The organism is Bradyrhizobium sp. IC4060 (genome assembly GCF_020193715.1).
In the GTDB taxonomy this organism is placed as follows: Bacteria; Pseudomonadota; Alphaproteobacteria; order Rhizobiales; family Xanthobacteraceae; genus Bradyrhizobium; species Bradyrhizobium yuanmingense.
In genome coordinates, this window is record NZ_JADYVJ010000001.1 from 1,175,514 (window position 1) to 1,188,590 (window position 13,077).

A 13,077-nucleotide genomic window follows, 5' to 3' on the forward strand; every position below is an offset into this window, starting at 1 on the left:
ATTAACTACACGGCGATCTGATACGAGCCTCGCGACAACCCGACCAAATTCGTGCTAAGCGACCCGGATGTTCATTCGTACCTTTGCCTGGCTGCTCGCCGCTGCCGTTACGTTCGCCACCCTCGGTCCTCCCGGCCTTCGCCCCCATTCCGACCTCGGTCAGGACGGCGAACATGCGCTTGCCTTCGTCATGGTGGGATTGGCCTTCGGCCTCGCCTATCCACGCCGGCGCCTACTGAGCGCAGCGGCCGCGGTCGTCCTGATCGGCGTTCTCGAGCTGATGCAATTTTGGGCACCCGGCCGTCACGCGCGCCTGGTGGATTTTTTGGTCGATGCTGCCACCGCGTGCCTCGGCTTTGCACTCGCCGCCGCCGCAGACCGGCTACTCTCGCGCTTTCGCACCAGCTCCGCCATGACAAGCGAAGGCCCCGCGGAGTGATGCTCCGCAGGGCCCTGCTCAGCACAAGAATTGCGTCGATCAGTCGATGATCTTGACCACGCGGCGTGTGCGCGGCTCGACGATCACCCGGCGATCGTTCACGACCGCATAGCGATATTCGGTGTAGTTCGGCACGGGCCGCAGCACCACGGTCGGAGGCAGCGGCTCGCCGACCACGACGCGCTCCTGGACCACGACGGAGTCGCTGCGAGGAATTCCGCCGAGGACCGCATTCGGAATTTCGAGACCGGCGCCGACGGCTGCACCCACGGTGCCGCCAACCATTGCACCGATCGGGCCGCCGATGTCGCCACCTGCACGCGCGCCGTCCCTGGCGCCCTGTTCGGTCGTCGACTGAGCAAAGGCTGCGCTCGACGCCAGCAGCGACGCTGCAGCCAACGTAATCGCAAGACGGGTTTTCATGGTGTTTTGTCTCCAGTGATTGTCCTGCGCCTTCAACCCGCGGGGCCGGAGCATTGTTCCGGTTCCCCTGCGACGAAAGATGCATCACTGGACAGTGTTACCGCGTAACAGTTCAGGCCCTGGCGATCTCATGCCCCGCCATCAGTTCCAGCGCCCGCACCATGGCGGAGTGATCCCAGGCCTTGCCGCCATGTGCAGTGCAGGACGAGAACAATTGCTGCGCCACCGCCGTGCTCGGCAGCGACAGGCCGAGTGCACGCGCACCTTCGAGCGCGAGATTGAGATCCTTCTGGTGCAGCTCGATGCGGAAGCCAGGATCGAAATTGCGCTTCACCATGCGCTCGCCATGCACCTCCAGAATTCGCGAGGACGCGAAGCCGCCCATCAGCGCCTTGCGCACCAGCGCGGGATTCGCACCGGCCTTGGATGCGAACAACAGGGCCTCGCTCACGGCTTCGATGGTGAGCGCGACGATGATCTGGTTGGCAACCTTTGTCGTCTGCCCGTCGCCGTTGGCGCCGACATGCGTGACGTTCTTGCCCATCTTGTCGAAGATCGGCTTCATGGTGCCAAAAGCCCGCTCCGGCCCGCCGACCATGATGGTGAGGCTCGCCGCCTTGGCGCCGACCTCCCCGCCCGACACCGGCGCATCGAGATAATCAGCGCCGAGCGCCTCGATCTTTTTTGCAAACTCCTTCGTCGCCAGCGGCGAGATCGAGCTCATGTCGACGACGATCTTGCCCTTGGAGATGCCGCTAGCGACACCCTCCTTGCCGAACAGCACGGCCTCCACATGCGGCGTATCCGGCACCATGATGATGACCGCGTCCGCCTGCTCCGCGACCTCCCTGGCCGATGTGCAGGCGATGCCGCCCGCGGACATCAGCTCCGGCGCGATCGGAGCAACGTCACGCAGAAACACCCGATGGCCCGCAGCCAGCAGATGGCCGGCCATCGGCCGTCCCATGGTGCCAAGTCCGATGAAGCCGATGTTGGTCATGTCTGATTTCTCACAGTTGGAGTAGCAAAACTCATCCGCGCACTCGGTGCACCTCTCCCGCTAGCGGGAGAGGGAGCGCACCGCCGACGTGGCAATATTCTCAGGTCTCAAACGTCTGTGCCGCATGCCACGACAGGCCCTCCAGCGTCGTGGTGCGCGGCTTGTATTCGCAGCCGATCCAGCCGCGATAGCCGATCGCGTCGAGGTGGCGGAACAGGAAGGGATAGTTGATCTCGCCGGTGCCGGGCTCGTGACGGCCGGGATTGTCGGCAAGCTGGACGTGGGCGATCTGAGGCAGATATTCCTGCATGGTGCGGGCGAGATCGCCCTCCATGATCTGCATGTGGTAGATGTCGTACTGGATGAAGAGGTTGTTCGACCTCACCTCGGAGATCAGCTGCACCGCCTGCTCGGTGCCGTTGAGGAAGAAGCCGGGAATGTCGAGCGTGTTGATGGGCTCGACCAATAGCTTGATGTTCTCTCGCGCCAGCGACGAAGCTGCAAAACGCAGATTCCCGACCAGCGTCTCCCGAAGCTCGTGCGGATCGGCGTCGACAGGGGCGATGCCGACGAGGCAGTTGAGCTGCTCGCAATCGAGCGCCCTGGCATAATCAATCGCGCGGAACACGCCGTCGCGGAATTCGGCGATGCGGTCGGGCAGGATCGCAATGCCGCGCTCGCCCCCCGCCCAGTTGCCGGCGGGGAGATTGTGCAGCACCTGCGTCAAGCCATGCGCCTCGAGCTGCTCGCGCAGCTGCGCCTTGTCGAAATCATAGGGGAAGAGATATTCGACCCCGGCAAAGCCCGCCGCCTTCGCCGCCGCAAAGCGGTCGAGGAACGGCATCTCGTTGAAGAGCATGGTGAGATTGGCGGCAAATTTCGGCATGGTGCTTCGTCCCCTATTCCGCCGGCTGCAGCACGCGCGTGGTCTCGACTTCGTCGAGCGGAAGGTCCAGCACCTCCTCGAACTCGACGATGTTGTCGATCTCCGTGCCCATCGCGATGTTGGTGACCCGTTCGAGGATGAACTCGACCACCACAGGCACGCGGTGCTTGGCCATCAATTCGCGGGCGGTCGCAAACGCTGCCTGCGTGTCCTTCGGGTCGGTGACGCGGATGGCCTTGCAGCCGAGGCCTTCGGCGACCGCGACATGGTCGACGCCGTAGACGCCGATCTCGGGCGCGTTGATGTTCTCGAAGGAGAGCTGGACGTGATAGTCCATGTCGAAGCCGCGCTGGGCCTGTCGGATCAGGCCGAGATAGGAATTGTTCACGACGACGTGGATGTAGGGCAGATTGAACTGCGCGCCGACCGCGAGCTCCTCGATCAGGAACTGGAAATCGTAGTCGCCGGAGAGCGCGACGATCTCGCGCTCCGGGCACGCCGCGCGCACGCCGAGCGCGGCCGGCAGCGTCCAGCCGAGCGGCCCCGCCTGCCCGGCATTGATCCAGTTGCGGGGCTTGTAGACGCCGAGGAACTGCGCGCCGGCGATCTGCGACAGGCCGATCACGGTGACATAGGTGGTGTCGCGGCCGAACGCCTTGTTCATTTCCTCGTAGACGCGCTGCGGCTTGATCGGGACGTTGTCGAAATGGCTCTTGCGCAGCATCGTCTTCTTGCGGTCGCGGCAGGCCGCAGGCCACGCCTGGCGCTCGCGGAGCCTGCCTGACCGCCGCCACTCCCTGGCGACGGCGACGAACAGTTCGAGCGCGGCCTTTGCGTCCGAGACGATGCCGAGATCGGGATTGAACACGCGCCCGATCTGCGTCGGCTCGATGTCCACGTGAACGAATTTGCGACCCTTGGTGTAGGTCTCGACCGAGCCGGTGTGGCGGTTGGCCCAGCGATTGCCGATGCCGAGCACGAAGTCGGACTCCAGCAGCGTGGCATTACCATAGCGGTGGCTGGTCTGGAGACCCACCATGCCGGCCATCAGCACGTGGTCATCGGGGATCGCGCCCCATCCCATCAGCGTCGGCACGACGGGTATGTTGGCGATTTCGGCGAACTCGACCAGCAGGTCCGAGGCGTCGGCGTTGATGATGCCGCCGCCCGCGACGATCAGCGGCCGTTCGGCGGCGTTGAGCATCTCCAGCGCCTTCTCGACCTGCTTGCGCGTCGCGGCGGGCTTATAGACCGGCAGCGGCTCGTAGGTCTCGTCATCGAATTCGATCTCGGCGAGCTGTACGTCGAGGGGCATGTCGATCAGCACCGGCCCCGGCCTGCCTGAGCGCATCACGTGAAAGGCTTGGCTGAACACACGCGGCACCAGCGCCGGCTCACGTACCGTCAGCGCCCACTTCGTAACAGGCTTTGCAATCGACTCGATGTCGACCGCCTGGAAATCCTCCTTGTAGAGCCGCGCGCGCGGCGCCTGCCCCGTAATGCAGAGGATCGGGATGGAATCGGCGATCGCGGAGTAAAGACCGGTGATCATGTCGGTGCCAGCCGGCCCGGAGGTGCCGATACAGACCCCGATATTGCCGGCCTTGGCGCGCGTATAGCCTTCGGCCATGTGCGAAGCGCCCTCGACATGGCGCGCCAGGATGTGGCGGATCGAGCCGCGCTTCTTCAGCGCCGAGTAAAGCGGATTGATTGCAGCGCCGGGAACACCGAAGGCCGTCGATATACCTTCCTTCTCCAGGATACGCACGGCCGCATCGACAGCTCGCATCTTCGCCATATCGGACCTCGCTCAAATTGCGTCAGCGAGCGAGATCATCAGATACGCAGAAGCCGATCTCAACGAGACCGATTTTATTTTCCACGATGCGGCAACCACGAGAAAATCGTGGACGTGTCAATCGGTTAGATCAACAGATGCGTGAAAGCAGCTCACTCGAACAGCGGCACCAGCTGCATCTGCGGCACCAGCACGAGTCCCTTATCGGTGATGCGAATTTCCGGAATGACCGATAGCGGAATCAAATTGAAGCCCATGTACGGGATGGTGCAGCCGGCCTCGGCCCATTCCTTCTTCAGCACCTTCACCTCTTCCGCCACTTCGGTGACACGCTTGTCGGACAGGAGTCCTGCGATCGGCAGCGGAACCAGCGCCCTCACCTCGCCGTCGGCGACGACGCAGACGCCGCCCTGCCGCTCCTTGATGGCGGCGATGGCGACCTGCATGTCGCCCTCGTTGGTGCCAGCGACGATGAGATTGTGGCTGTCGTGCCCGACGCTGGACGCGACCGCACCGCGCTTCAGGCCGAAATCCTTCAAGAGGCCATGGGCGACGTTGCCCGCGGATTGGCCATGACGCTCGACCACGGCGACGAAGCAGAGACCGTAGCGCGCGAACAGCGACGGCCAGTCTTTTGCGGGTTCGATCGCGACCTTCTCGTGGATCAGCGTGATGCCAGGCAGCGCGGTCTTGATGGCGTTGACGGTGCAGGCCTTGGCCGGCAATTCGGGCGTCAGCTTCATGGTCGGCGGCAGCTTGACGGTCGCATAGGCTCCCTTGGGATATTGGTAGCGATGCGACAGCGCCTGATCGAGACGCGGGGTGATCTTGCCGTGCTCGACCACGAGCTCGCCACCATACCAGGTGCATTGTGGCTCGAGCTGATCGTCCATCAGCACGAGATCGGCGCGGCGGCCGCCGCCAAGCCCGCCGATATCGCCTTCCATCCCGAAGCGGGTCGCGCCATGCAGAGAGCCCATTGACCAGGCCTGCTCGGGCGACATCCCCGCCTTCACGGCTTCCCGCACGACCCAGTCGAGACCGAACAGCAGGAGATCATCGGCGTCACGATCGTCCGTGCACACGGCGGTGCGCTTGTGCGAGGCCCCGAGCTCGGTGATTGTTCGGATCGCTTGCGGCAGCGAGTGCCAGGGCGTAGTCGGCGGTCCCCCGCGCAAAAACACCCAGACGCCGGCATCGAGCAGGTCATCGGCGATGTCGCGGTCGATCGCCTCATGGGTGTCGGTGACGCCGGATGCCGCATAGGCCGCAACGAATTCGCGGCCGTAGACATGCCCGGAAACGGGACGCCCCCGCTTTAAGGCTGCGGAGAGGATGGCATGGCTGCGCTCGTCGCCCATCGTGACAGGCACGAAATCCATCTTCTCGCCAAGCGCCACCGCTTCGGGCCAGCGATCGAACAGACCGGCGATCTTGTCCGGCGTGAGGTCGCCGCCCGCCGTCTCCAGTTCAGCCGAGGTCGCGGGAACCGTGCTCGGCACGGTCAAGAAGATCGACAGCGGCGCCTCGCGCGCATCTTCCAGCATCGCCTCCACACCGGCGACGTCCATGACGTTGCCGATCTCGTGGCTGTCGCAGAAGATCGTGGTGGTGCCGTTCAGCAACGCAGCCTCGGCATAGGCGCAGGCCGTCACCATCGAGGATTCGATGTGGATGTGCGGATCGACGAGGCTGGGCGCGATGATGCCACCGGCGGCGTCATACAGCGGAACATCGCTCCAGGCTTTCTTGGCTGTGCCTGCCGGTTTCACCGCCGCGATGCGGCCGCCTGTGATCCAGACTTCCCGCCCCTGATGAATGCGCTCCGAATAGGTCGAGAGCACCCGCGCCCCCGTGACGACGAGATCCGGCGCGACGCGGGCCGACGCAACATCGGCCAAGCGCCGCGTCATGCTGTGCAGGGGAGCAACGGTGAAGCGGGTGAGTTTGGTCATCGGGGCTCTCACGGATATTGGACAGCCCAGCGATGGTTGCCCCCGACGGCGGCAGGGGCAACTCAAATAAAACGGCACCTTTGCTTACGCATTGGGCAAACTGGCCGTTGATGAGTTCCGCTAGTCCTCATTCGCCTTGAACCGCCCGAGCCCCTTCAAGACGAAGGGCGCGACCAGCGCGATCAGCGCGACGCCGAGGAGCGTCGCCGAGATCGGGCTCTGCAGCAGCGTCATGGGATCGCCGAGGCTGATCGCGAGCGCGCGGCGCAGCTGGCTTTCGGCAATCGGGCCCAGGATCAGGCCGACCACGACGGGCGCGATCGGGAAATCGAACCGGCGCATCAGGAAGCCGAGCACGCCGAAACCGGCGAGCATCGACAATTCCACCACCGACGGCTTTGCCGCGATGGTGCCCATGGTCGCGAACACCAGGATGCCGGCATAGAGCCAGGGCTGCGGGATCGCGAGCAGCCGCACCCACAGGCCGACCAGCGGCAGATTGAGCACCAATAGCATCATGTTGGCGATGAACAGGCTGGCGATCAGGCCCCACACGAGGTCGGGCCGCTCGGCGAACAGCAGCGGGCCCGGATTGAGACCATATTGCTGGAAGCCCGCCAGCATCATCGCGGCGGTCGCCGAAGTCGGCAGGCCCAGCGTCAAGAGCGGCACCAGCGTGCCTGCGGCGGAGGCGTTGTTGGCGGCTTCGGGCCCGGCGACCCCTTCGATCGCGCCCTTGCCGAACTCTTCGGGGTGCTTCGTCAGCCGCTTCTCGGTCGAATAGGACAGGAAGGTCGGGATCTCCGCACCGCCGGCCGGCAGCGCACCGATCGGAAAGCCGAACATGGTGCCGCGCAGCCAGGGCTTCCAAGACCGCTTCCAGTCCTCCTTGGTCATCCACAGCGAGCCGCGCACCGGCTCCAGCTTCTCCTCGGTGTGGTGGCGGCGCGATGCGACGTAGAGTGCCTCGCCCACCGCGAACAGGCCGACCGCGAGCGTTGTGACTTCAACGCCGTCGAGCAATTCAGGAACGCCGAACGCAAGCCGCGCCTGACCGGTCAACTTGTCGATGCCGACGAGACCGAGCGTCAGACCGATGAACAGGCTGGTCAGGCCGCGGATTGGGGAATCGCCGAAGGTCGCCGACACCGTGACGAAGGCAACGCACATCAGCGCGAAATAATCCTCCGGACCGAAGCGCACGGCGACATCGACCAGCCATGGCGCAAGGAAAGCCAAGCCAATGGTGGCGATGGTGCCGGCGACGAAGGAACCGATTGCGGAGGTCGCAAGCGCCGGCCCGCCGCGGCCGGCCTTGGCCATCTTGTTGCCTTCGAGCGCGGTCGCCATCGAGGCGCTTTCACCCGGCGTGTTGATGAGGATCGCTGTGGTCGATCCGCCGTACATGCCGCCATAATAGATGCCGGCGAACATGATCAGCGAACCGCCGGGGTCGAGCTTGTAGGTCACTGGCAGCAGCAGCGCGACCGTCAATGCCGGGCCGATGCCGGGCAGAACGCCCACGGCCGTGCCGAGGAACACGCCGATCAGCGCGTAAAGCAGGTTCATCGGCTGGACGGCGACCGCCATGCCGTGAGCCAGCGCGGCAAAGGTATCCATCACAGCAGTCGCTCCAGCGGGCCGGCAGGCAGGCTCAGCGTCAACAACCGGTCGAACGCGAGATAGATGAGGGTCGACATCACGAGAGCGATGATGGCGTCGATGAGGATGGCACGGCGTCCGAAGGCCGCCGAGGTCGTCACGAACAGGGCTGAGGTCGCCAGGATGAAGCCGCCGCCAAAGCCGATGATGGCGATCAGCAGCGCCAGACCGACGAGGATCAGAACCACAGGCACGGGATCGGCGCTTTCGCGTGCCGGCAGATTGCCGCGCAGTGCATCGACGAAATTGCCGATCGCAAGCAGCGCAAGGCCGCAGGCGACCACGACCGGCATCGCCTCCGGCCCCATCCCGTACATCGCGGCGGATTGCAGGCCGCGCGCGTCCCAGACCAGCACGACCGCGAGCACCGCAAGCGATGCCGCGATGACGAGACCGGCGCGGTCGACGCGCCGCGGCGGCTGGACGGGATCGCCCGAGGTCATGATTTGACCAAGCCGACCGATTTCAGCACGTCGGTGACACGGGCCGTTTCCTTCTTCAGGAAGTCGGCAAAAGCATCGCCGCCGAGATAGGCATCCTCCCAGCCCTTCTGCTTGAGGATCTCTTTCCAGGCGTCAGACTTCACCATCTTCTCGACCGCATCGCTCAAGGTCTTGCGCTGCTCCGGCGTGATGCCGGGAGGCGCGACCACCGAACGCCAATTGGCGATCACGAGGTCGATGCCCTGCTCCTTGAACGTGGGGATGTCGTTGCCTGCGATGCGCTTCTCCGAGGTCACGCCGATCGCGCGCAGCTTGCCGGACTTGATCTGCCCTTCATATTCGCTGAGCCCCGAAATGCCCGCGGTGACCTTGCCGCCGAGGATCGCCGCCAGCGACTCGCCGCCGCCGGAGAACGGGATGTAATTGATCTTCTTGGCGTCGGCACCGACGGCGCCGGCGAACAAGGCCGCCATCACATGGTCGACGCCGCCGGCCGAACCGCCGGCAAAGGTGACCTTGGCGATATCGGCCTTCACCGCGGCGGCCAGATCCTGCGCAGTCTTGATCGGTGAGTTCGCGGGAACCACGATCACCTGGATTTCCTCGGTCAGGCGCGCGATCGGCGTCACCTGCTCCAGCGTCACTGGCGACTTGTTCATGGCGAGCGCGCCGACCATGACGAAGCCGTTGACCATCATCTGGTTGCCGTCGCCCTTGGCGCCGTTGACGAACTGCGCGATGCCGACGCTGCCACCTGCACCGGGAACATTGGTGACCTGCACGCTGCGGGCGACGCCCGCAGCCACCAGCGCCTGCTGCATCGAGCGCGCGGTCTGGTCCCAGCCTCCGCCCGGAGCCGCCGGCGCCATCAGCTTGAGCTCGAGCTGCTGGGCAAAGCCCGGATTGGCTGCCGCCAGAGTCAACGCGACGGCTGCGCCGACAAGGCGCACGGGAAATCGGAACATGTGGGCATCTCCAGGCTCATGCGGACGTTTGCCGCATTGTGTCGTTTGGTCGCATATCAACCAAAACGGCCGATGCTGTCCAGTGACATGCCTCAGGGTTTTTGGTCAGCGGGGCGCCGGGATCACCCCGCCGAGCGCGGCAGTCAGTTCCGCCGCGACGTCCCGGACGATCTGGCCGATCTCCGGCAACCGTTCGTCGGTGACGCGGCTCGTCAGGCCGGAAACAGAGATCGCCGCAAGCGGTTCGGCCAGCGCGTTGTATACCACCGCGGCGACGCAGCGCAGGCCGATCTGCGCCTCCTCATCGTCGACGGCAAAGCCCTGTTTGCGGATTTTCTCGAGCTCCCTGAACAGGTCGCTCGGGCGCACGATCGACTTCTCGGTCAGGCGGGGCATGCCGTGATGACGGATGACGGCGCCGACATCCTCGTCTGAATAGGTTGCGAGCACCGCTTTGCCGACGCTGGAGGTCACCATGGGGACGCGGCCGCCGACCTTGGTCAGCGAGCGCATGATCTCGCGGCTTTCCATACGGGTCAGCACGATGATGAACTCATCGTCGACCACGGCGAGATTGGCCGTCTCGCGGGTGAGATCGCGCAGCTTGCGCAAATATGGAATCGCCTGTGCGGAGAAATTGCGTCGCCGCGCAAAGCTGGCGCCAACCGTGAAGCTGCGCACCCCGACATGCCATTTGGATTCGCCACGGTCGAACTGCACGAAGCGGCGGCTTTCGAGCGTTGCGAGCAGCCGGTGCACGGTGGACGCCGACAGGCCGGTGCGGATCGCGAGATCGCTCAGACGATAGCCTTCGTCGTCCTCGGCCAGCGTCTCGATGATCGACAGCGCGCGGTCGACCGATTGCACGCCACCGTCGCGGCTCTCGTGATCGGCCTCCGAGGCCGATTTGGGCTCAAGCGATTTGCGCCGGATCACGTTCTTGCTCATCGCGACCTGCATTTCTTCTCTTCCCCTCTCCCGCTTGCGGGGCCGAGACGAGCAACGCTCGCTCTGAAAGGGTCAGGGTGAGAGGGAGCTTCCGCAAGGACAGTGGCAATTGGACTCGCGGAAGCTTCCCCTCGCCCGGAATTTGCTGTGCAAATTCCGGCCTCTCCCCGCAAGCGGGGAGAGGTGAACGCAAGCTCAGAGCAGCCCTGCCCCGCGCGCCCACTTGTACTTGGCGCCAAGCACCTCGACCGGTAGCTCGGTCGAATAGGCGTAAGCCGGGATGCCGTTCTGATAGAGATATTCGGCGGCCTCCTCGACCTCGACGTCGCCAGCGAGCGAGGCAACCATCGGCTTCACAAAACCCTTGGCCTCCATCTCCTTCTTCACCTCGACCATGTTGCGAGCGAACACCATCGGCGGCGTGACGATGGTGTGCCAATAGCCGAGGATCAGCGCGTGGATGCGCTCATCCGACAGGCCGAGCTTCACGGTGTTGACGTAGGTGATCGGCGGCTCGCCGCCGGTGATATCCACGGGATTGCCGGCCGCTCCAAACGGCGGGATGAACTTGCGGAAGGCCGCATCGAGATCCGGCGGCATCGACATCAGCGACAGGCCGTTATCGACGCAGGAGTCCGACAGCAGCACGCCCGAGCCGCCGGCACCGGTGATGATGAGAACGTTCTCGCCCTTCGGCGTCGGCAGCACCGGTACGCCGCGGGCGAATTCAAGCAACTGGCGAAGTGAGCGGGCACGGATCACGCCGGACTGCTTGAACACGTCCTCATAGATGCGATCGTTGCCGGCGAGCGCGCCGGTGTGGGACGACGCCGCCTTCGCGCCGGCCGAGGTCCGGCCGGCCTTGAGCACCACCACCGGCTTCTTCTTGGACACGCGCTTTGCGGCTTCCGCGAAGGCGCGGCCGTCCTTGAGGTCTTCGCAGTGCTGGGCGATCAGATTGGTGTTCGGGTCCTGCTCGAAGAAGGCGAGCAGATCGTCCTCGTCGATATCGGACTTGTTGCCGAGGCCGACGATCGCGGACACGCCCATCTTGGCCGAGCGCGAGAAGCCGATGATGGCCATGCCGATGCCGCCCGACTGCGACGACAGCGCCGCATGGCCCTTGACGTCATAGGCGGTGCAGAAGGTCGCGCAGAGATTGGCGGGCGTATAATAGAAGCCGTAGATGTTCGGCCCCATCAGACGGATGTCGTACTTCTTGCCGACCTCGACGATCTCGGCCTGCAGCTCCGGCGCACCGGCTTCAGCGAAGCCCGACGGGATCAGCACCGCGCCCGGGATCTTCTTCTCGCCGCATTCGGTCAGCGCGGCCGCGACGAATTTCGCGGGGATTGCGAACACCGCGACGTCGATCACACCAGGCACGTCCTTGACGCTCTTGTAGGCCTTGTAGCCGAGGATCTCGGCGGCCTTGGGATGGATCGGATAGATCTCACCCTTGTAGCCGCCGTTGATGAGGTTCTTCATCACGGAATTGCCGATCTTGCCGTCCTCCGCGGAGGCGCCGACCACGGCGACCGCCTTCGGCTGCATGATGCGGTTCATCGCCGCGACGATCTCATCGGTCGGACGCGGCTTCGGCTTGGGCTTGTAGGCGAAGTCGACCACGATGCGGACGTCTGCGGCCGTGGCATCCTTCGGCGTCGCGAACACCGGGTTGAGGTCGAGCTCGACGATCTCAGGGAAATCGGTGACGAGCTGCGAGACCTTGACGATGACGTCGGCGAGCGCGTTGCGGTTCACCGGCTCGCCGCCGCGCACGCCTTTCAGGATCTCGTGCGCCTGGATGCCGTCGAGCATCGAGAGCGCGTCTTCCTTGGTCGCCGGCGCGAGGCGGAAGGTGATGTCCTTGAGCACCTCGACGAGCACGCCGCCGAGGCCGAAGGCGACCAGCTTGCCGAACGAGCCGTCGGTGATCGAGCCGACGATGACCTCGGTTCCGCCGGCCAACATCTGCTGCACCTGCACACCTTCGATCTTGGCATCGGACTTATATTTCTTTGCGTTGCCGAGGATGGTCTCGTAGGCCTTCTCAGCCTCCTCGGTCGTCTTGAGGCCGACGATGACGCCGCCGGCTTCGGTTTTGTGGAGAATGTCCGGCGAGACGATCTTCATCACGACGGGGAAGCCCATGGACGAAGCCATCTTGCCGGCCTCGCCCGCCGACTTGGCCACGCCCTCCTTCGGCACCGGAATGCCGTAGGCGTCGCAGACCAGCTTGCCTTCCGGGGCCGTCAGGCTGGTGCGATTGTCCGCCTTGACCTGGTCAAGCACCTTGCGGACGGCATCTTTGGAATTGGACATGTGGCTTCTCCCTTGACCTCAGTTCGTTCTTTTCAAAGCGCGCGCGTGTTTGCGGCTGCCCATGATGCTTGCCATTCGCCGCGCTCTGTTCCATGCGGCGGTACGGAGTGGCATAAGCCTCAAGACTACTCCGCCGGCATGGATCAAAAATGGCTGGCGATGGCATTTGGTATGCCAGAAGCCAACTTGTCAAGCTGGTGCATGGCCTAGAAGGCCGCAAAAAATAGGCAGCT

11 protein-coding genes are annotated in these 13,077 nt (G+C 64.4%); 1 reads left to right on the plus strand and 10 read right to left on the minus strand.

The window, feature by feature from the left end:
- The first annotated feature begins 67 nt into the window (after positions 1 to 67).
- Entirely contained in the window at positions 68 to 439 is a 372-nt protein-coding gene (locus I6F16_RS05625; protein WP_036005619.1) for an antibiotic resistance protein VanZ, read from the plus strand.
- 39 nt (positions 440 to 478) lie between these two features.
- Here I6F16_RS05625 and I6F16_RS05630 read toward each other — a convergent pair whose 3' ends face one another.
- The 10 genes from I6F16_RS05630 to I6F16_RS05675 all read right to left on the minus strand — a co-directional run bounded on the left by I6F16_RS05630 (position 479) and on the right by I6F16_RS05675 (position 12,844).
- Entirely contained in the window at positions 479 to 862 is a 384-nt protein-coding gene (locus tag I6F16_RS05630; protein ID WP_036005622.1) for a DUF1236 domain-containing protein, read from the minus strand.
- 112 nt (positions 863 to 974) lie between these two features.
- The gene (locus I6F16_RS05635) at positions 975 to 1,862 is read right to left on the minus strand and encodes a 2-hydroxy-3-oxopropionate reductase (RefSeq protein WP_225173492.1); all 888 of its coding nucleotides are present in this window, start codon (positions 1,860 to 1,862) and stop codon (positions 975 to 977) included.
- A 100-nt stretch (positions 1,863 to 1,962) separates the two neighbouring features.
- Positions 1,963 to 2,748: a hydroxypyruvate isomerase gene (gene hyi / locus I6F16_RS05640; protein WP_036005630.1), complete on the minus strand. Its 786-nt coding sequence runs from the start codon at positions 2,746 to 2,748 to the stop codon at positions 1,963 to 1,965.
- A gap of 13 nt (positions 2,749 to 2,761) precedes the next feature.
- Complete coding sequence (gene gcl, locus I6F16_RS05645; RefSeq protein WP_036023343.1) at positions 2,762 to 4,546, minus strand: glyoxylate carboligase; 1,785 nt, start codon at positions 4,544 to 4,546, stop codon at positions 2,762 to 2,764.
- Positions 4,547 to 4,698: 152 nt separating this feature from the next.
- On the minus strand, positions 4,699 to 6,501 hold the full coding sequence (locus tag I6F16_RS05650) for an adenine deaminase C-terminal domain-containing protein (RefSeq protein WP_225111778.1): 1,803 nt from the start codon (positions 6,499 to 6,501) through the stop codon (positions 4,699 to 4,701).
- A 120-nt stretch (positions 6,502 to 6,621) separates the two neighbouring features.
- Entirely contained in the window at positions 6,622 to 8,121 is a 1,500-nt protein-coding gene (locus I6F16_RS05655; RefSeq protein ID WP_036023341.1) for a tripartite tricarboxylate transporter permease, read from the minus strand.
- A complete protein-coding gene (locus tag I6F16_RS05660) occupies positions 8,121 to 8,606 on the minus strand; it encodes a tripartite tricarboxylate transporter TctB family protein (RefSeq protein WP_057030059.1) in 486 nt (161 codons plus the stop codon). Before I6F16_RS05660 ends, I6F16_RS05655 begins: the two co-directional genes overlap by 1 nt.
- Positions 8,603 to 9,571, minus strand: coding sequence for a tripartite tricarboxylate transporter substrate binding protein (locus I6F16_RS05665; protein WP_225111777.1), 969 nt, complete (start codon positions 9,569 to 9,571; stop codon positions 8,603 to 8,605). Before I6F16_RS05665 ends, I6F16_RS05660 begins: the two co-directional genes overlap by 4 nt.
- 105 nt (positions 9,572 to 9,676) lie before the next feature.
- Positions 9,677 to 10,519 (minus strand): IclR family transcriptional regulator, encoded by an 843-nt coding sequence (locus tag I6F16_RS05670; RefSeq protein ID WP_225111883.1) that lies wholly within the window; start codon positions 10,517 to 10,519, stop codon positions 9,677 to 9,679.
- Positions 10,520 to 10,714: 195 nt separating this feature from the next.
- Positions 10,715 to 12,844, minus strand: a complete 2,130-nt coding sequence (locus I6F16_RS05675; protein ID WP_036005664.1) for an acetate--CoA ligase family protein — start codon at positions 12,842 to 12,844, stop codon at positions 10,715 to 10,717.
- Positions 12,845 to 13,077 lie beyond the last annotated feature (233 nt).

Coding starts and splice junctions, on each gene's coding strand:
- I6F16_RS05625 (WP_036005619.1), top strand. CDS start 68: ATGTTCATTCGTACCTTTGCCTGGCTGCTCGCCGCTGCCGTTACGTTC.
- I6F16_RS05630 (WP_036005622.1), bottom strand. CDS start 862: ATGAAAACCCGTCTTGCGATTACGTTGGCTGCAGCGTCGCTGCTGGCG.
- I6F16_RS05635 (WP_225173492.1), bottom strand. CDS start 1,862: ATGACCAACATCGGCTTCATCGGACTTGGCACCATGGGACGGCCGATG.
- hyi (WP_036005630.1), bottom strand. CDS start 2,748: ATGCCGAAATTTGCCGCCAATCTCACCATGCTCTTCAACGAGATGCCG.
- gcl (WP_036023343.1), bottom strand. CDS start 4,546: ATGGCGAAGATGCGAGCTGTCGATGCGGCCGTGCGTATCCTGGAGAAG.
- I6F16_RS05650 (WP_225111778.1), bottom strand. CDS start 6,501: ATGACCAAACTCACCCGCTTCACCGTTGCTCCCCTGCACAGCATGACG.
- I6F16_RS05655 (WP_036023341.1), bottom strand. CDS start 8,121: ATGGATACCTTTGCCGCGCTGGCTCACGGCATGGCGGTCGCCGTCCAG.
- I6F16_RS05660 (WP_057030059.1), bottom strand. CDS start 8,606: ATGACCTCGGGCGATCCCGTCCAGCCGCCGCGGCGCGTCGACCGCGCC.
- I6F16_RS05665 (WP_225111777.1), bottom strand. CDS start 9,571: ATGTTCCGATTTCCCGTGCGCCTTGTCGGCGCAGCCGTCGCGTTGACT.
- I6F16_RS05670 (WP_225111883.1), bottom strand. CDS start 10,519: ATGAGCAAGAACGTGATCCGGCGCAAATCGCTTGAGCCCAAATCGGCC.
- I6F16_RS05675 (WP_036005664.1), bottom strand. CDS start 12,844: ATGTCCAATTCCAAAGATGCCGTCCGCAAGGTGCTTGACCAGGTCAAG.